The 17,321-nt window shown below is 43.1% G+C and carries 17 protein-coding genes and 1 pseudogene; 7 read left to right on the top strand and 11 right to left on the bottom strand.

What is annotated here, in order from left to right:
* The first annotated feature begins 69 nt into the window (after window positions 1–69).
* Window positions 70–2,232, top strand: coding sequence for a tetratricopeptide repeat protein (locus JCM15124_RS07470; protein WP_024998919.1), 2,163 nt, complete (start codon window positions 70–72; stop codon window positions 2,230–2,232).
* A gap of 460 nt (window positions 2,233–2,692) precedes the next feature.
* Here the strand turns inward: JCM15124_RS07470 and JCM15124_RS07460 are convergent, their stop codons facing one another.
* On the bottom strand, window positions 2,693–3,673 hold the full coding sequence (locus JCM15124_RS07460) for an ROK family protein (RefSeq protein ID WP_198019129.1): 981 nt from the start codon (window positions 3,671–3,673) through the stop codon (window positions 2,693–2,695).
* Window positions 3,674–3,791: 118 nt separating this feature from the next.
* Between JCM15124_RS07460 and JCM15124_RS07455 the strand changes: the two genes are divergently transcribed.
* The 4 genes from JCM15124_RS07455 to JCM15124_RS07440 are packed head-to-tail and all read left to right on the top strand — an operon-like array spanning window position 3,792 to window position 7,611.
* Complete coding sequence (locus JCM15124_RS07455; RefSeq protein WP_036885240.1) at window positions 3,792–4,472, top strand: LysE family translocator; 681 nt, start codon at window positions 3,792–3,794, stop codon at window positions 4,470–4,472.
* Window positions 4,473–4,488: 16 nt separating this feature from the next.
* The gene (locus JCM15124_RS07450; protein ID WP_024998915.1) at window positions 4,489–5,094 is read left to right on the top strand and encodes a DUF4924 family protein; all 606 of its coding nucleotides are present in this window, start codon (window positions 4,489–4,491) and stop codon (window positions 5,092–5,094) included.
* Between the two features lie 25 nt (window positions 5,095–5,119).
* Window positions 5,120–6,001 (top strand): dTDP-4-dehydrorhamnose reductase, encoded by an 882-nt coding sequence (rfbD, locus tag JCM15124_RS07445; protein ID WP_024998914.1) that lies wholly within the window; start codon window positions 5,120–5,122, stop codon window positions 5,999–6,001.
* 41 nt (window positions 6,002–6,042) lie between these two features.
* On the top strand, window positions 6,043–7,611 hold the full coding sequence (locus JCM15124_RS07440; RefSeq protein WP_024998913.1) for a peptide chain release factor 3: 1,569 nt from the start codon (window positions 6,043–6,045) through the stop codon (window positions 7,609–7,611).
* Between the two features lie 309 nt (window positions 7,612–7,920).
* Here the strand turns inward: JCM15124_RS07440 and JCM15124_RS07435 are convergent, their stop codons facing one another.
* The 4 genes from JCM15124_RS07435 to JCM15124_RS07420 are packed head-to-tail and all read right to left on the bottom strand — an operon-like array spanning window position 7,921 to window position 10,561.
* A complete protein-coding gene (locus tag JCM15124_RS07435) occupies window positions 7,921–8,484 on the bottom strand; it encodes a UpxY family transcription antiterminator (protein ID WP_024998912.1) in 564 nt (187 codons plus the stop codon).
* A gap of 19 nt (window positions 8,485–8,503) precedes the next feature.
* A complete protein-coding gene (locus tag JCM15124_RS07430; RefSeq protein WP_024998911.1) occupies window positions 8,504–9,076 on the bottom strand; it encodes an anthranilate synthase component II in 573 nt (190 codons plus the stop codon).
* A gap of 16 nt (window positions 9,077–9,092) precedes the next feature.
* Window positions 9,093–9,746, bottom strand: coding sequence for a phosphoribosylanthranilate isomerase (locus tag JCM15124_RS07425; RefSeq protein WP_024998910.1), 654 nt, complete (start codon window positions 9,744–9,746; stop codon window positions 9,093–9,095).
* Window positions 9,747–9,757: 11 nt separating this feature from the next.
* Complete coding sequence (locus JCM15124_RS07420) at window positions 9,758–10,561, bottom strand: indole-3-glycerol phosphate synthase TrpC (protein ID WP_024998909.1); 804 nt, start codon at window positions 10,559–10,561, stop codon at window positions 9,758–9,760.
* 228 nt (window positions 10,562–10,789) lie between these two features.
* Here JCM15124_RS07420 and rpe point away from each other — a divergent pair.
* A pseudogene (gene rpe / locus JCM15124_RS13725) lies at window positions 10,790–11,445 on the top strand (ribulose-phosphate 3-epimerase).
* Here the strand turns inward: rpe and JCM15124_RS07405 are convergent.
* Window positions 11,434–12,033 carry a sigma-70 family RNA polymerase sigma factor gene (locus JCM15124_RS07405; RefSeq protein ID WP_024998908.1) on the bottom strand — a complete coding sequence of 200 codons (600 nt, stop codon included), beginning with the start codon at window positions 12,031–12,033 and terminating at the stop codon, window positions 11,434–11,436. The pseudogene rpe and the gene JCM15124_RS07405 sit on opposite strands and share 12 nt — an antisense overlap.
* A gap of 151 nt (window positions 12,034–12,184) precedes the next feature.
* Window positions 12,185–12,697 (bottom strand): DUF6359 domain-containing protein, encoded by a 513-nt coding sequence (locus JCM15124_RS07400; RefSeq protein ID WP_024998907.1) that lies wholly within the window; start codon window positions 12,695–12,697, stop codon window positions 12,185–12,187.
* A 180-nt stretch (window positions 12,698–12,877) separates the two neighbouring features.
* On the opposite strand from JCM15124_RS07400, the gene JCM15124_RS15910 reads away from it, so the two are divergent.
* Entirely contained in the window at window positions 12,878–13,102 is a 225-nt protein-coding gene (locus JCM15124_RS15910; protein WP_156930690.1) for a hypothetical protein, read from the top strand.
* A 534-nt stretch (window positions 13,103–13,636) separates the two neighbouring features.
* On the opposite strand, the gene JCM15124_RS07395 is transcribed toward JCM15124_RS15910, so the two are convergent.
* From JCM15124_RS07395 to atpF, 4 genes are read right to left on the bottom strand one after another with little or no spacing between them, the layout of a single operon-like run.
* Window positions 13,637–14,611: a F0F1 ATP synthase subunit gamma gene (locus JCM15124_RS07395; RefSeq protein ID WP_024998906.1), complete on the bottom strand. Its 975-nt coding sequence runs from the start codon at window positions 14,609–14,611 to the stop codon at window positions 13,637–13,639.
* Window positions 14,612–14,622: 11 nt separating this feature from the next.
* Window positions 14,623–16,206: a F0F1 ATP synthase subunit alpha gene (gene atpA / locus JCM15124_RS07390; RefSeq protein WP_024998905.1), complete on the bottom strand. Its 1,584-nt coding sequence runs from the start codon at window positions 16,204–16,206 to the stop codon at window positions 14,623–14,625.
* Window positions 16,207–16,218: 12 nt separating this feature from the next.
* Window positions 16,219–16,755, bottom strand: coding sequence for a F0F1 ATP synthase subunit delta (locus JCM15124_RS07385; RefSeq protein WP_024998904.1), 537 nt, complete (start codon window positions 16,753–16,755; stop codon window positions 16,219–16,221).
* 11 nt (window positions 16,756–16,766) lie between these two features.
* Complete coding sequence (gene atpF, locus JCM15124_RS07380; protein ID WP_024998903.1) at window positions 16,767–17,276, bottom strand: F0F1 ATP synthase subunit B; 510 nt, start codon at window positions 17,274–17,276, stop codon at window positions 16,767–16,769.
* Between the last annotated feature and the right edge of the window lie 45 nt (window positions 17,277–17,321).

Genomic DNA, 17,321 nt, shown 5'->3' with positions numbered 1-17,321 from the left:
CAAGCCGGCAACAACGCCATAGAAACAGAATAGGAACACAGCAGAAACAGAACAAAAGAGGACACAGCATTGAACGTAGAAAAGAATATTGGCACTGCTTTCGAGCATTTAAGTGCCAAACAGTTAGACGAAGCCATTAAAGTATTGCAGCCAATATACGACGGCAAGCCCTCGTTGGCAGACTACGACAAGTTTATTGCCATTGCGAACGACTACAATTTAATGTGCGACTATATGCTGCGGGGTTTCAAAGACCCTGCCCGCGAAGGACTTTACAACTCGCTCTTGGAACGGCTTTACAAGGTTACTGCCAACTTGCTGCTAAGTTGGAACTGCAAGAACAAACCTACTTTCATTGACGCTTTCCGCACTGCCGACTGGCTAAATCTCAGTCATAGCTTCGTGCACTCTGTGCTGGAAAACTTCGTTTCCGACATTGCTATGCTCTCGTTAGTCCCCGAAGAGGAACGAAAAAACAAGGAAACGGAACTCTACGAACGCCACCAAACCTTCATAGAACGCCTTTTCAATGCCCTTTTGGTATCGCGCCAATGGTCTGCAAACGATGCCAAATTCTACACCGACCTACTCTCATCACCCACCATCGATGCTTCCGACCAAATGCTTATCGTAAGTGCCATCACCCTTTCTACGATGACAATCTACGATGTGAAGAAGTTTTCCACCCTCGTAAATGTTTACCGACACGCCCAAGAAGAGAAAGTGCGCCAGCGTGCCTTAGTGGGCTGCGTGCTGTCGCTCACCGATGACCCACTGTTTGTAAAGGAACAGGCATCGCTTATGGACGGACTGATAACCAACGAGGATATGAAACGCGAACTGCTGAACCTGCAAAAGCAGATGTTCAACTGCATGGACGCCGAGCGCGACAACGACAAGATACAGCGCGACATTATGCCCAACATCATGAAAAATTCAGACTTGCAGTTCAACCGTTTCGGCATTACAGAGAAAGAGGGCGACCCTTTGGAAAACATTCTGCACCCCGATGCCGACGAACGCAAGATGGAGATGATGGAGGAGAGCATTCAGAAGATGATGAAGATGCAGCAACAAGGTTCCGACATCTACTTCGGAGGTTTCAGCAAGATGAAACGTTTCCCCTTTTTCGACCATATTGCCAACTGGTTTATGCCGTTCAGTGCCCACCACCCCGGGCTGAAAGAGGTGGCACAAAAGCTCGGCGACAGTTCGGTTCTCGATAAAATGACGGAGCAAGGGCTTTTCTGCGAGTCGGACAAATATTCGCTTGCACTCACCATAGCGCAGATAATCAACCAGTTACCGGCCAATATATTGGAAGTGATAAAGTCGGGCGACGGCATCGTACTGCCCGTTTCGGAACCGTCAGACTATACACCCGATTTCCTTCGTCGCCTTTACATACAGGATTTGTACCGCTTTTTCGAGGTAAAATTAGCGTTCAACAAAGACATTGCCAACCCTTTCAAGAAGAGCGGCAGCTATAAGGCGTTCTTTATGATGCACGATTTGTTCGTGAAAGAAACCTATATCGAGCCTAAAATGTCTTTGTCGATGTTCCTGCACAAACACAAGCGCGAAGACGATTTAGACGAAATACTCGAACTCTTTTACAGCGAAACAGCTACCTATCAGGTGTTTATGGGGCTAAAAGCCGAACGCGAAGGGCACAAAAACGAAGCCTTGGAACACTTCTTGAGAGCAATTGGCACAGAGCCCGACAACACTTGGGTGCTGAAAACAGCAGGGGCTTTTGCCCTGAAACGCAAGGACTACGGACTCGGCTTGCACTGTTACGGCAGGTTGTGCGAACTTCTGCCCGACGTTAAGCCATACGCCATAAACTATTGTCTTTGTCTGATAGCCACAGGCGATACGAAAACGGCACTGAACAAAGCGTACGAACTCGACCTAAGCGACGAAACGGATAACCGAATAAAGCGTCTTTTGGCGTGGACGCTTATCTGCAACGGCAACGGAGAAAAGGCTTTGCACATCTACAACGCACTCACGGAAACCGACCCGCTACCCGACGATGCGCTCAACATTGCCTACGCGCATTGGGTGAACGGCAATCCGAGCGAGGCAAAAAACTACTTCGTGCAGTGGAGAATAAACCACCCCGACGCCAAATTAGAGGAAGAGTTCGACAACGACAGCTATATGTTCGAGCAAAACGGCATCACAGAAGTAGACAAAATATTGATGTTGAGTGCGCTAAAAACGTAAACATTTTTCGCAAGAATAGCTGTTGCGTAACTATCTCGCTATCAACGCATTGCAAAACCTATTGTTTGGCATTCCAAAACCGTAGGTTTTGCACGGTAAAACCGTAGGTTTTGCGTTGTTAAACCTACGGTTTCGCAACGCCAAAGCGATTATATCACTTTTTAACAGAATTATCTTTACAAAATCAGACAGAAAATCTCTCATTGTTTTGTTAAAGAACTTGCTTAAAAACATCAACAAGATTACTCGCTTCATCTGCTTTCTTATGCCGAACTCACATTATAAAAAGGAAGATGGTGGCAAAGCAGAACCGTTTCTAAAAGACTTCCTCCATTCCGAAAAACAATACGACAGGCTTATCCGCATAATCTGTCGGGCAAACCAATTATCGGTCTGTGCAAAAATAAAAAAGGCGTTGCAATGTCAGTGCAACGCCTTTATGGTAATATTATAGTTCGGATTACATCTCCCAACCAATAGCCGATGCGCCCAAAACGGCGGCGGCAGCATCGTCGAGCGAGCTTACAAGGAACTTCACATTATCCCTGTAAGTAGGCAGTACGTACTTTGCGTAGGCGGTCTTGATGGGGTTCATAAGCAAGTCGCCTGCTTTTGTCAAACCGCCAAAGAATACGAAAGCCTCCGGCGAAGTAAAACTTGCAAAGTCGGCACAAGCAGCTCCAAGCATGTCGCCCGTAAAGTCAAATATATCCAAAGCCAGCTTGTCGCCCTTTCCGGCAGCAATCGACACGTCGAGCGATGTTACTTCCTCAATGTTTATCTCACGAAGCAACGATGGTTCTTTCGACTTCTGCAAGAACTCGCGAGCCGTGCGCGCCACACCCGTAGCCGAGCAATAAGCCTCCAAGCAGCCCTTTCTGCCACAACCGCAAGAACGCCCTTCTTCGCCACGTACCATTGTAACGTGTCCGAGTTCGCCTGCAAAACCGTCAGAACCATAAACCATTTGTCCGTTCACAACAATGCCCGAACCGACGCCTGTGCCAAGCGTTATCATGATAAAGTCTTTCATTCCCCTTGCTACACCGTATTGCATTTCGCCTATTGCTGCAGCATTGGCATCGTTGGTAAGACCTACGGGTATGCCCAAACGCTCTGAAAACATATCTGCCAATGGCACAACACAATCGTGTGCCCAAACCAAGTTTGCAGCATTCTCGATGGTTCCGCGATAGAAATTGCCATTAGGCGCACCTATTCCCATTGCCTTAATCTGGCTGATTCCTCCTACCTTAGCAACAATAGGCTTCAGCACTTCGATGCCTGCATCTACAAAATCCTCAACGGTTTTATAACTTTGGGTTTTTATTGATGTGGTTCCAAGTACCTGACCACGTTGGTCTACTATGCCGAAAACAGAGTTCGTGCCTCCCAAATCCAATCCTATAACGAATGGTTTAAGCTCTTGTACGTCTATCATTTTATATATTTTATTGTTTAATTAGGAAGGCAAAGTTATGAAAAAAGCCGAATACGACAAACTTTTAGTGAGTAAATTTGCTTATTCCATATAATTTTTGCAATTTTGCAGTCAAAATATGAACATGCCTTTTCCAATCCAATTAGATATACTTGATTTCATCTTTAAAGGTATATTGATAGGTATCATTGCCTCGGCGCCAATGGGACCGGTAGGTATTTTGTGTATTCAGAGAACACTGAACAAAGGACGATGGTACGGTTTTATAACTGGTGTTGGAGCTGCTATCAGCGACATCATCTATGCTTTGATAGTGGGCTTCGGTATGAGTTTTATTATGGAGCCGTTGCAAAACCCCGCCAATCAGTTTATTTTGCAGATTTCAGGAAGTGTTATTCTAATGCTTTTCGGTATTTACTGCTTTATGTCAGACCCTACCAAGAAGATGCATCAGAGCGGAAAAACAAAGGGAACGCTGTTTCACAACGGGCTGACGGCATTCCTTGTTACTTTTTCTAATCCAATGATAATGTTCCTCTTCATTGCCACCTTTGCGCAATTTGCCTTTATACAGCCCTCTCGCCCTGTTGAAATGGGCATCGGCTTGGCCTCCATACCGTTAGGAGCGTTGCTTTGGTGGTATGGTCTGACGTGGCTTATAAACAAAATTCACGATATATTCAATATGAACGGAATTTTGATAATCAACAGAATTATCGGTTCGGTGGTTATTATTTTCTCGCTCATAGTGTTAATTGGTACAGTGTTTAATCTTTATCACTTGCCTTCTTATTATTAATAAAGACATATCATATATGTTTGTTGCTAAGGAATTAAGAAAGAAAAGTATTGCCGAATACTTGCTTTATATGTGGCAAATCGAAGACATTATACGTGTCTACGGGTGCTCGCTGACAAGGATTCGTAAAGAATATATAGACAAATTTGATTATACCGACGAACAGAAAGAGGAAGAAGAAGACTGGTTTGGCGACTTGGTAAGAATGATGAATCAGGAAGGTTGCCGCGAAAATGGACATTTGCAGATAAACAAAGTCGTAATGCAGGCACTTACAGAGCTTCATACACAACTGCTTGCTTCTTCCAAATTCCCCTTCTATTCGGCTGAATACTATCGTGTTTTGCCTTTTATCGTGGAGCTTCGTGGCAAGACAAAGCAAGTCGCAGATAGAATGGCGCGCAAGAACGAGGCAAATTTAAAAGAGATAGCAACCAACCTTGGGCATAGCGAAGTGGAAACGTGTTTCGATGTTCTCTACGGCGTGATGATGCTTCGGTTGCAGAAAAAAGAAATAAGCAGAGAGACCGAAACTGCCGTAAAAGAGATAACAACGCTTATTGGTATGCTTTCAGACTACTATCAAAAGGACAAAACCGAAGGATTACAGTTTGAAGATTAAGGAAGAACAAGTATTTAAAGAAGATATGAACATATTAGTAACAGGTGCAAACGGAATGTTGGGCAACACCATTCAGGTGGTTTCAAGACAAAGCAAAGACAACTATATTTTCACAGATGTATGCGACGGTTACGAGAAACTTGATATAACAAACCTCGAAGACATACGCAAAAGCGTGAAAGAGCACAATATACAATGTATTATAAACTGTGCTGCGTGGACAAATGTGGACGCTGCCGAAACTGCCGGAGATATTGTTGAAACTTTAAATGCTACGGCTCCGGAGAACCTTGCAAAGGCTATGAAGGAGGTAAACGGACTGTTGGTTCACGTAAGTACGGACTATGTATTCGGCGGAGACCCTTATAACACACCGTGTAAAGAAGACCAAAAGGGAACGCCAACGGGTGTTTACGGGCTGACAAAGCTACACGGAGAAGAGAAAATACAAGCTGTCGGGGGCAAGTATATTATTATTAGAACGGCTTGGCTATATGGCGAATTTGGCAAAAACTTCGTAAAAACAATGATGAACCTTACTGCTACGAAGCCCGAACTAAAAGTTGTGTTCGACCAATGTGGCACGCCAACATACGCTGTGGACTTGGCGAATGCTATCTTTGATATTGTTGAGAACAGAAAATACGAAGGCAATACCGGCATTTACCACTTTTCGAACGAGGGAGTTTGCAGCTGGTACGATTTCGCAAAGAAGATTGCAGAACTCGCCGGCAACACTGCTTGCAACATTCAGCCGTGCCACAGCGACGAGTTTCCTTCGCCTGTGAAACGCCCTGCCTATTCGGTTTTCGACAAAACAAAGATTAAAGAAACGTTTGGCACGAATGTTCCATATTGGGCAGACAGCTTGAAGAAGTGCATGGAGAACCTGATGAAAGAAGTATAAAAACGAGTTTTCGCTCGAAAAAGACAACGAACAATATTTTTATGAACGAGATAGAACGCAGAAGAACCTTTGCCATTATTTCTCACCCGGACGCCGGTAAGACAACGCTTACCGAGAAATTCCTTCTCTTTGGTGGACAAATTCAAGTGGCAGGGGCTGTTAAAAGCAACAAGATAAAGAAAACGGCAACGTCCGACTGGATGGATATTGAGAAACAACGTGGTATCTCGGTTTCCACTTCGGTTATGGAGTTCGACTATAAAGGCTATAAGGTGAACATCTTAGACACCCCCGGACACCAAGACTTTGCAGAAGATACATACCGCACACTGACTGCCGTAGACTCGGCTATTATTGTTGTAGACTCGGCAAAGGGTGTGGAAACGCAGACCCGAAAGCTGATGGAGGTGTGCCGTATGCGCAACACACCGGTTATCATATTTATTAATAAGATGGACCGTGAAGGTCGCGACCCATTCGAATTGCTCGACGAATTGGAAGAGGAACTGCAGATTAGTGTGCGTCCGCTTTCATGGCCGATTGGGCAGGGACAACGTTTTAAAGGCGTCTACAACATTTTCGAGCAGAACTTAAACTTATTTACGCCTAACAAGCAACGTGTAACGGAAACGGTAGAAGTGAAGTTAGACGATGAAGAACTTGCCACCCGTGTAGGCGAAGACTTTGCCAAACAGCTGCGTTCCGACCTTGAATTGGTAGACGGAGTTTATCCTGAATTTAATGTAGATACCTATCGTGCTGCCGAAGTGGCACCTGTTTTCTTCGGTTCGGCTTTAAACAACTTCGGTGTACAAGAGCTTCTGAACTGCTTCGTACGTATCGCACCGAGTCCGAAACCTACGATGGCAGAGGAACGAATGGTAGAACCTGCAGAAAAGAAGTTCAGCGGTTTCATCTTTAAAATTACGGCAAATATCGACCCCAACCACCGTAGCTGTATTGCTTTCTGCAAAGTTTGCTCGGGAAGATTTGAGCGTAATCAGCCCTATCTCCACGTCAGAAACGGCAAGACACTTCGGTTTTCGTCGCCAACGCAGTTTATGGCACAGCGCAAAAGTACCGTCGATGAAGCCTATCCCGGCGATATTGTAGGTTTGCCCGACACCGGGGGCGTGTTCAAAATAGGTGATACGCTGACAGAAGGAGAAGATTTGCACTTCCGCGGACTACCGAGCTTCTCGCCGGAGTTGTTCAAATACATTGAAAACGACGACCCAATGAAGGCGAAACAATTCCAAAAGGGATTGGAGCAGCTTATGAACGAAGGTGTGGCACAGCTATTTGTCAATCAGTTTAACAACCGTCGCATCGTTGGAACAGTAGGGCAACTCCAGTTTGAAGTTATACAATATCGCTTGGAACACGAATATAACGCCAAGTGTCGTTGGGAACCTGTCCACCTGCACAAGGCTTGTTGGATTGAGGCTGAAGCCCCCGAAGCACTTGAAAGTTTCAAAAAGCGAAAATACCAGTATATGGCAAAAGACATTGAAGGACGAGATGTATTCCTTGCCGACTCCGGTTATGTGCTCAGTATGGCACAGCAAGACTTTAAAGAAATTAAGTTCCACTTCACCAGCGAATTTTAAAGAATAGAACGAGAATGCGATACAACAAAGGCATTCTCGTTTTTTATTTAACCTCAATCGGTTATTAGCGTCCTTGACCGGAATAGCAACGGTTCTGTAAAAATAATTCTGTTAAAAAGCGGTAATTGCGCTTTGGCATTGCGAAAGCGGCTGTTTTGCGATGCAAAACCTACGGTTTTGGAATGCGAAACAATAGGTTGTGCAACACTTTGACAATGAAAACGTTAGACAACAGCTATGCTTGCGAAAAATATTTACGGTTTTATTGTCTTCTTTTCATTCATAAAGCTGGCTGTTTCCATCAATGTTCTATTGAGGCACACAGCACCAACGCGACACTTTCAGCATAACACTGATGCCGGGAATTTCTTTGAGTAGATAATACTTCTTGCTGGAACGAACCAGCCGACCCGTCATTCCTTTCAGTGGTCCAAACTTCACAAGCACCGCATCGCCTGTCTTCAAGCGGGCTTCTTCGGCAGAAAGGAACTTGCGAAGATGAATATCGGGATTGCACATTAAACGGAATTCATACATCTGGTCGTGGGGAATTATGCTGTATTTGCTATTGTCTTCTGCCTTTGTCAGTACGCTCATCTTAAAGTTTGATTGATATATCAAACGTTTAAAATCGGTATCTTCCATCGTCTTCTTAACAAAAATAAGGTTGCGCACAACAGGTTTCAGCTTCTGATGCACCCTACCCTGCTTGTCTTCTTCAGCCGTATATTGCTTTGGAATAAAAATTTCTATCCCCTTTTCGGTAAAGAAACGTGCCACTTCTTCCTGTTTCATGGTGTATAAACGAATGGCATACCAATCGTGCTTATCGTCTGTTATCGTATCAATATATCTGCTTTGCTTATCTTCCATTGTAACCATAATTATATTTTCAGATAGCCAACCAATTCCCTACAATGGCTTTTCCCATTGGCGTCAATACACTTTCCGGGTGGAACTGAATGCCATACAGGTCGTATTCCTTGTGCTGTAAAGCCATTATCAATCCATCGGCAGTTTCGGCAATCACCTCTAATTCAGCGGGAAAACTATCCTTTGAAACTACCCAACTATGGTATCTGCCAACCGAAATTTGTGCAGGCAAGCCATTAAACAATCGTGTATGTGTGTTTACATTTATAATTGTTTCTACTCCGTGAAACACATTCGACAGCTTTTCAATACTTCCGCCAAAGGCTTCGGCTATGGCTTGATGCCCCAAACATACGCCCAACATAGGCTTGGTTGCCGCATAGCGGCGAATAACATCGAGCAACAAACCTGCTTCGGAAGGTACGCCGGGACCGGGACTCAACACTATCTTGTCGTATTCCTTCAAATCTTCCAAAGCAAACTTATCGTTCTGCTTCACCGCAACTTCAGCTCCCAATTCGCGTAAAAGATGAACCAAGTTGTAAGTGAACGAATCGTAATTGTCAATTATCACACACTTTACTTTCTTCATAGCACCGTTTTGCGTATCAATTCTGTTCGGCTAAAACCTTTATTGCAGTCTGTACATCTGCGCAAGCGTCCAAATCTACGCCGACAAACATAGCATGTCGGAAAGCTTTCGCAGCATTCAACTGTTCCAAAGACACTCCACCTATTATAAAAGGTGTATTGCCCGCATAGTTTTTGATAACATTTAAATCGACCTTTGCGGCATCTATCTTGAACAGAAAATAATCTACCGCACCTTCATACGCTCTACTTTGTGTTAAATCTTCAACCGATTGAATGTGCAAAGTCTTCATTATTTTTATGCCTGCGCGAATGTCAGGGTCGAGCGTGGCGCGAAGATTGTTTATCATTATGCTGCTCTCCTCGCCATCTAACTGCACCATGACGAGCTTGAAGTTCACCACTCGTGTTACAATATTCTGCGGCATATCATCGGCAAACACACCAAAGCGTTGGGGATAATGCCCAATGGTAAAATCGTTCTGTACCAAATCCTTGCCCATTGCTGCCTCGCGACTGCCATAATCGGGAATAATGCCCGCACGAGACGATATTTGTTGCACGAAATTCGGACTATCCGGGCGAAAGTCAAAGCCTATCCAATCTACTCCAAGTTCTGATAAAGCGTGAATATTCTCGGCATCACGAGTGCCACAAACTTTTATAATCATATTATTCAGACCTATTCCTTTAATTTCTTTATAAACTCTTTAAGCGCAAGTCCGGGGTTCTCTGCCTGCATAAACAGTTCACCGATAATGACACCTTGATAGCCCACGGCTGCCAGTTTCTTTGCTGTTTCGGGCGTGTCGATGCCCCCTTCGCTTATCTTGAGCATATCTGCAGGCAACTGTTTTGCCAACTCAAGCGAACGGTTTATGTCCATATCAAAGCTGCAAGCCTTACGATTGTTCACCACCACCATATCGGCGTTGCAAGCAAGATAGTCCAATTCTTCAGGCGTATGCAATTCCAATGCTACCTCCATTCCTAACTGATGGGCAAGCGAAACCAAAGAATGGCAATGCGCCAATTCGAGCAATACGGCAGTCAGCATAACTGCAGACGCTCCGGCATGTTTGGCTTGAAACAGCTGGTATTCGTCGATAATATAATTCTTATACAGCAAAGGCAGGGCTACACCGATGGCACGAGCCTCCTGAACAAACTCATCGTACCCACCAAAATAAGTAAAATCGGTTGGAATACTTATGGCAGCAGCTCCATACCGTACATAATCCGCACCGACATTCCTTATCTTTGCGTCTTTATTTATCCAGTCTAAAGCAGGCGTTTTACGCACAAATTCTGCTATCACACCTATTGTAGAAGAACCGTTAAGTGCAGCTTTCAGCGAAGGTACTTCACGCTTCAGTGCCCCCTCGTATTCGATAATGCCATACAATTGTTTCAATGGGACATACTGTTTCCATTGCTCCAATTCTTTCTGCTTATTGGCTACAATCGCTTCCAAAATATCTTTCATGATACAAAGTTAATGAAAAGATTAGAGAAAAATATAATAATAAGATAAAGAATGCGTTTGATGTATAAAAGAGTATTTATCAAATAACATAGCCTATGATAGAAATATTTACACCAGAAGAAATGAAACCGTCAGAAAAAACGTTGAACATTATTCGCCAAATTGCTTATACTTACAGAGTAATGAAAGTAAACGGCAAGTTAGAAGCCTATTGTCTTAATTAAGAAAATGAAAACTTTAGTATCACCATGCTATTATCAGCCGATTTCTTGCACTTGGATAAAGACATCGAAATGATAAATAACAGCGAAGCAGATTATATCCACATGGATATTATGGACGGTGTTTTTGTTCCAAACATCTCTTTCGGTTTCCCCATACTCAAAGCTGTCGGCAAGGCTTGCAAAAAGCCAATGGACGTTCATTATATGATTGTCCACCCCGAAAACTATATCCAACAGACTGCCGACGCGGGGGCTGCGATTATGAGTGTGCACTACGAAACCTGTCCGCACTTGCACAGAACCATTCAACAGATAAAGCAAGCAGGTATGAAAGCCGGTGTTGTAATCAATCCTGCAACACCTGTTTCGGTTCTCGAAGATATTATCGTAGAAGCCGACCTTGTGCTTATTATGAGCGTAAATCCCGGTTTCGGCGGTCAGGTGTTCATCGAAAACGCCATTAAAAAGGTGGAACGCTTGCGCAAACTTATTGATGCAACAGGCAGCCACGCAATTATCGAGGTGGACGGCGGTGTTCAAGGCGAAACTGCACCACGACTTGTAAAGGCGGGGGCTGACATGTTGGTGAGTGGAAGCTATGTATTCAAATCTTCCAACCCAAGCGAAACCATCAAAAGCTTAAAAGAACTAATACGCTAACTGCAAAAGAACATCGTTCTCGCGCACCATCTTTCGGAGATTTAAAATGGCGTAACGCATTCTGCCAAGACTCGTGTTGATACTGACACCTGTAGTCTTGGCAATTTCTTTGAAAGACATTTCCTGATAAAAACGCATAAACACGACTTCACGTTGAGAAGCCGGAAGGTGCTCCATCAGCTTCTGAATGTCTGCCAATGTTTGCATATTGACAAACTGGTTTTCGATATTGCCAATCTGCACATCTGCGCTGCCAATATTAGAAAGGTCGTTTTCTTTCGTCGGTTCGACTATCTTATCTGATTTTTGCGCACGATACCAATCCATTATCACATTGTGAGCGATACGCATTGCCCATGCCGAGAACTTGCCGCTTGGCTTGTAACGTCCTTCCTGCAGCTTTGTGATTATCTTCACAAATGTTTCTTGGAATATGTCGTCAGCCACATCGCGATTCCTAACAACAAAAAGTATGTAGGAAAAGAGCTTAGACTGATTGTGCAACAAAAGTAAATCGAAAGCTCTATTGTTACCATTAATATACGACAAGGCTAATTCCTCGTCCGTCATTTCATTAAGTTTCTTCATTCTTTAAAATGATTTGTATTTAAGTAATGGTGTTCCTATAGGCTTGTATATTTTATTTGTGTTTATTGCTTATGCGCCTGCAAATATAATTACTTTTATCTTTTCTGACAAATTATTAACGAAAAAAGTAGATGAAAACCATTAAAAGATGCTATTTCACCCATACATAGGCTTGAATAAGGTTTTTCATTCCCCATATTCCAAGGTATTTTTTCTTCACTCCTAAAAACCTTATGCGTTTATTATAATTGTCGGGATTGGTTGCCAAACCTATAGTTTCTTTATGTTCTTTGGTCTTTAATTGGATTGAAATAACTTTGTCTGCATCGGTTTCTCCTTGTTCGTCTGCCAACAAAATGGCATTATCGGACGAAAAAGGATATTCCCAGACAGCATTCTTAATACTTTTCGTGCAACTGCCGACAATGTATCCTTCCACCCAAACAGAAGCATCGCCAAAGTCTGTCGCAATGAAAGAAGCTACCGTTTGTACTTTATTATCGTGGTCGTATTCAAATTCGGAGTCATCGTTCTTATCTGTTTCATCGTCTTTCTTTTCATTCTCGGTTTCGGGAGTTACTCCATAGTACTCATAAACATTCTTCGTGCAACTTGTAAACAAGAAACATGCGATAAGTAAAAATGATAAATAAGCTATTCTCATTGTATTCTATTATTCAATTCTGTTTAGGATTATTCTTTACAAAGGTAAGGAAAATTGTTCAAAACAGCAAAAGAAAACAGACTTTTAAAACGCAAAATGTACTTAACCCCAATCGTTCATTAGGACGCATTTGCTTAGATTTGTTATTACCCGTCATGCTTCCTTACTGCTTTGGTCCGCTTGCCGGCATCTGCGCAGCCATTCCATCTCGCCGTAGCCCGCTACGCCTTCGATGAAATGCCGGCACATCTGCTCGACAATCGAACTAAATCAGTAAAGGACGCTAACGACCGATTGGGGTTTGAGAGGGTTAAATGGAGGCTATCATATTTATTCAGCTACCCGAATAGGAAAAGCATTTCATTCACTACTTTGCTTCTCCTGCATTCTTTATTTTTCGGGTAAAAAGAAGCAATAAAAACGTAAACATTTTTCGCAAGAATATCTATCGGATAACTGTCTCGTTATCAGCGCATTACAAAACCTATTGTTTTGCATTCCAAAACCGTAGGTTTTGCACGGTAAAACCTATTGTTTTGCATCGCAAAACCTACGGTTTCGCAATGCCAAACCGAAATTATCGTTTTTCTTCAGAATTATCTTTACAAAATGAAAGCTCATTCTTAAATTTTTCCATAAGCAGAAAAAGAAAGACATCGCTACATTTCTACTGAACAGAACCGATGATGAAAAGAAGTTTAAACATAAAAAAGAGGTTGGTGCAGGAAGCTACCAACCTCGAGAAAAAAGATTTAGAAAACCTCTAAATCCATAAAAACACATAGCAAATATACGTTTATTAAATAAGAAAACCAAATAATAGATGATTATAAAACATTTATTAACACTTGTGGAGAGATAAAACAAGAATTCAGATAAAACAAAAATCCCTTACCAAAAGAATGGCAAGGGATTTTTGTTATTAATTGAAAAAGAAGATTAGTTATTAACCGTACCTCCTACAATATCTAACAATTCGGAAGTAATGGCTGCCTGACGAGACTTATTATACTGAAGTTTTAAGTCGCGAAGCAATTCATCTGCATTATCGGTAGCAGTCTGCATTGCCACCATACGGGCTGCATGCTCGGAAGCGTTGCTATCTAATAAAGCTGTATAAACCATTAAATGAAGCAACTTTGGAACCAAAGAAGTTAATACGGTTTTAAGGTCCGGCTCTACAATAAAGTCATCGTTCAATGGCTTTACTTCTTCCTTCTCCTCCGCCTGCATGTTTTTTCCATGCTTCTTTAAATACTCTTGGGCTTTTTTCGTTACAACATTCGAAGTTAAATCGCGTTCTTTGTCGGCATTCAGCTCTGTCTCCAAGTCGATTGGCAAATAGGTTTTACGTGTAAGAATTTGACTTCCTGCACTTTTGAAATGATGATATATCATTTCTACCTTGTCAATTTCCTCGTCGAGCCATAGCTTTTCTATCTCGACAGCAATGCGTTGGCATTCTTCAGAATTGGGCTTATCAGCCAACTCCAAGAAAGAGCCTGCACTTTTAAGTCCCATCTTAGCCACCTTCTCTGCCACTTTACGACCAATAGGATAAACAATGATATTATCTTTAGACACGCCTTGCGCCAAGTATTCGCTGACTGTATTTTGGAGCATCTTAATAATGTTAGCATTGAAACCTCCACACAAAGAGCTGTTGGAAGAGAAGACGAGCAAAGCCACACGCTCTACCGGTCGGTCTACATTGTATGGAGTATTGGTATCGGGAGTAGACACCAAGAACGCTTTCAGAATATGTTCAAGCATACCCTCGTAAGGAAGCATATTCTCAATGGCTACCTGAGCATGGTGAAGTTTACTCGAAGCCACCATCTTCATGGCACTCGTAATCTTACGCGTACTATTGACACTGGCAATTCGAATCTTTATTTCCTTTAAAGATGGCATCTCTTATCGTCTTATTTATATTGTGCAGTTATGTTTCCCATAACCTCTTCGATGACTTTAATATCGTCGTCAAGAAGTTTTCCTGAAGCAAGATTGTCAATAATATCCTTGTGCGCATTGCGCATACTTTCAAGGAACTGGTCTTGGCATTCACGAATATTATCTACAGGAACAGCGTGCATCAAACCATGAACACCGCAATAGAGAATGGCTATTTGTTCGCCAACCGGCATCGGAGCGTATTGTGGTTGGATAAGCAACTGATTGTTCTTTCTACCTCTGTCCAAAGTCATTGCGGTAACCTTGTCCATATCGGAAGAGAACTTAGAGAATGCTTCCAGCTCACGATACTGAGCCATATCAATCTTCAGCGTACCGGCAACTTTCTTCATACTCTTTACCTGCGCAGAACCACCCACACGAGATACGGAGATACCGACGTTAATGGCAGGACGGAAACCTTGGTTGAACAGGTCGCTCTCCAAGTATATCTGACCGTCGGTAATGGAAATTACGTTGGTTGGAATATAAGCTGAAACGTCGCCTGCTTGCGTTTCGATGATAGGAAGTGCTGTCAGCGAGCCACCGCCCTTAACGTGTCCTTTCATACATTCGGGAAGGTCGTTCATCTGTTCGGCAATTTCTTGCTGGTCGTTGATGCGTGCTGCACGCTCCAACAAACGAGAGTGAAGGTAGAAAACATCACCCGGGTAGGCTTCACGACCCGAAGGACGGCGAAGAATCAAAGATACTTCACGATATGCAACTGCCTGCTTCGACAAGTCATCGTAAACCACAAGGGCAGAATATCCGCGGTCGCGGAAGTATTCGCCAATGGCTGCTCCGGCAAAAGGAGCGTAATACTGCATAGCTGCAGGGTCGGCAGCGGTTGCGCTTACAATAATAGTATAAGGCAATGCACCATGGTCGCGCAATGTTTGCACAAGGTTGGCAACGGTAGATGCTTTCTGACCAATCGCTACATAAATACAATATACGGGCTTGCCTTGCTCGTAGAAGTTTTTCTGATTAATGATTGTATCAACAGCAATGGCTGTTTTACCTGTCTGACGGTCGCCAATGATAAGCTCACGCTGGCCACGTCCGATAGGTATCATTGAATCGACACCTTTCAAACCTGTCTGCAAAGGTTCTTTTACCGGCTGACGATATATCACTCCGGGAGCCTTGCGGTCCAATGGCATCTCAAAAGCATCAGACAAATCAATGTCTTCCTTACCATCAATAGCTTGACCAAGAGGATTAACGACACGTCCTAAGAAGTTATCATTGACACGAATGGAAGCAATACGATGCGTACGCTTCACACTCTGCCCTTCTTTGATGCCTGCGGTTGGACCAAGAAGAATACAACCAACATTGTCTTCCTCCAAGTTCATGACAATCGCCATTGTGCCGTTTTCGAACTCTAAAAGTTCATTTGCTTCGGCATTGCGAAGTCCATAAATACGAGCCACACCATCGCTGATAGTCAGCACAGTACCGACTTCGTCAAACTTTTCCTCCGCATTAACGCCTTGAAGTGCTTTTAAAAGAACTTCAGACACTTCACTTGGCTTTATTTTATCTGACATGTTTAATTTCTTTTATTTCTTTAACTGTGTGAGGACTGCATTGAGCTTCGTCTTCACGCTTGCGTCCATTCTGTATGTATCATATTCAAGAATGAATCCACCAATAATATCAGGGTTCACTGTTGTGTTGAATTCTACGGTACCTTTTGCATTCGCACGTACCAAGTCTTTCATCTTCTCCTCGATAACCGGTGTTACAGGAACAGCTGTTGTGAGCTTTCCCTGAATAATTTTCTTCTGCTTCCTATATAGCGTGATGTAAGAGTTCGCAATAAAAAGTAGGATTCCTTCACGCCCTTCTTTCAAGACAAGAGCAAAGAAAGACTTTAGAAGAGCACTGACGCTACCGCCACTCGCAACTTCTAATAATTCTTGCTTCTTATCTTTCGATAGCATAGGATTGTCTATCGTAAAACGCAACTGCGGCAACTCGGAATAACTCCCGAGTAGTGTTTGCATTTCCGCATAGACTTTATCTTCTTGCTGCTGCACTGTTGCTCCTTTGAGAAGCGCACGCGCATAGCGAACAGATATTACCCCTATATCCATAGTTTATTTATTTACTTACCGTTGCTAACAGGAGAAGAAACATTATCCAGCAACTTCCCTATCAATTCCATCTGCTTCTCATCGCTGGAAAGTTGGTCGCGAAGAATTTTCTCTGCAACTTTTACACTGAGTTCTGCAACCTGTCCACGAATTTCTTTAAAGGCATTCTGCTTTTCAGCAGCTATTTCCGATTTTGCCTCTGCGATGATACGTGCACTTTCTTCGTGTGCTTTATCTTGTGCCTTTCCAACTATTGCATCACGTGTAGCAGTTGCCTCCTTCAACAGAAGTGCTTGCTGCTCACGTGCTTGCTGCATGACGGATTCACCTTCTTTCTGAATATTAGACAACTTTTCATTAGCATCATGTGCCTTGCGAAGACTCTCGTCAATATATTCCTTACGTTCGTTCACCATATTAATAATGACCGGGAAGCCAAATTTAATAACGATGAAAGCCACGATAAGGAAGACAAGCGTCATCCAAAAAAGAAGTCCACTATTGGGAATTAATAAATCCATACGCTGGTTTTGTTCTTTCTAAATTCTATTTGGGTATCATGCGCA

Origin of the sequence: Prevotella falsenii DSM 22864 = JCM 15124, assembly GCF_000613945.1 — a bacterium.
GTDB classification, from domain to species: Bacteria; Bacteroidota; Bacteroidia; order Bacteroidales; family Bacteroidaceae; genus Prevotella; species Prevotella falsenii.
The sequence above is the reverse complement of the archived record's forward strand: the minus strand, read 5'-3'. Positions and strand labels throughout refer to the sequence as shown.

What these genes read in the sequence shown, in the direction of transcription:
- JCM15124_RS07460 (WP_198019129.1), bottom strand. Translation starts at nt 3,673, where the DNA reads ATGATAGACGTACAAGAGCTTAAACCATTCGTTATAGGATTGGATTTG.
- JCM15124_RS07455 (WP_036885240.1), top strand. Translation starts at nt 3,792, where the DNA reads ATGAACATGCCTTTTCCAATCCAATTAGATATACTTGATTTCATCTTT.
- JCM15124_RS07450 (WP_024998915.1), top strand. Translation starts at nt 4,489, where the DNA reads ATGTTTGTTGCTAAGGAATTAAGAAAGAAAAGTATTGCCGAATACTTG.
- rfbD (WP_024998914.1), top strand. Translation starts at nt 5,120, where the DNA reads ATGAACATATTAGTAACAGGTGCAAACGGAATGTTGGGCAACACCATT.
- JCM15124_RS07440 (WP_024998913.1), top strand. Translation starts at nt 6,043, where the DNA reads ATGAACGAGATAGAACGCAGAAGAACCTTTGCCATTATTTCTCACCCG.
- JCM15124_RS07435 (WP_024998912.1), bottom strand. Translation starts at nt 8,484, where the DNA reads ATGGAAGATAAGCAAAGCAGATATATTGATACGATAACAGACGATAAG.
- JCM15124_RS07430 (WP_024998911.1), bottom strand. Translation starts at nt 9,076, where the DNA reads ATGAAGAAAGTAAAGTGTGTGATAATTGACAATTACGATTCGTTCACT.
- JCM15124_RS07425 (WP_024998910.1), bottom strand. Translation starts at nt 9,746, where the DNA reads ATGATTATAAAAGTTTGTGGCACTCGTGATGCCGAGAATATTCACGCT.
- JCM15124_RS07420 (WP_024998909.1), bottom strand. Translation starts at nt 10,561, where the DNA reads ATGAAAGATATTTTGGAAGCGATTGTAGCCAATAAGCAGAAAGAATTG.
- JCM15124_RS07405 (WP_024998908.1), bottom strand. Translation starts at nt 12,033, where the DNA reads ATGAAGAAACTTAATGAAATGACGGACGAGGAATTAGCCTTGTCGTAT.
- JCM15124_RS07400 (WP_024998907.1), bottom strand. Translation starts at nt 12,697, where the DNA reads ATGAGAATAGCTTATTTATCATTTTTACTTATCGCATGTTTCTTGTTT.
- JCM15124_RS07395 (WP_024998906.1), bottom strand. Translation starts at nt 14,611, where the DNA reads ATGCCATCTTTAAAGGAAATAAAGATTCGAATTGCCAGTGTCAATAGT.
- atpA (WP_024998905.1), bottom strand. Translation starts at nt 16,206, where the DNA reads ATGTCAGATAAAATAAAGCCAAGTGAAGTGTCTGAAGTTCTTTTAAAA.
- JCM15124_RS07385 (WP_024998904.1), bottom strand. Translation starts at nt 16,755, where the DNA reads ATGGATATAGGGGTAATATCTGTTCGCTATGCGCGTGCGCTTCTCAAA.
- atpF (WP_024998903.1), bottom strand. Translation starts at nt 17,276, where the DNA reads ATGGATTTATTAATTCCCAATAGTGGACTTCTTTTTTGGATGACGCTT.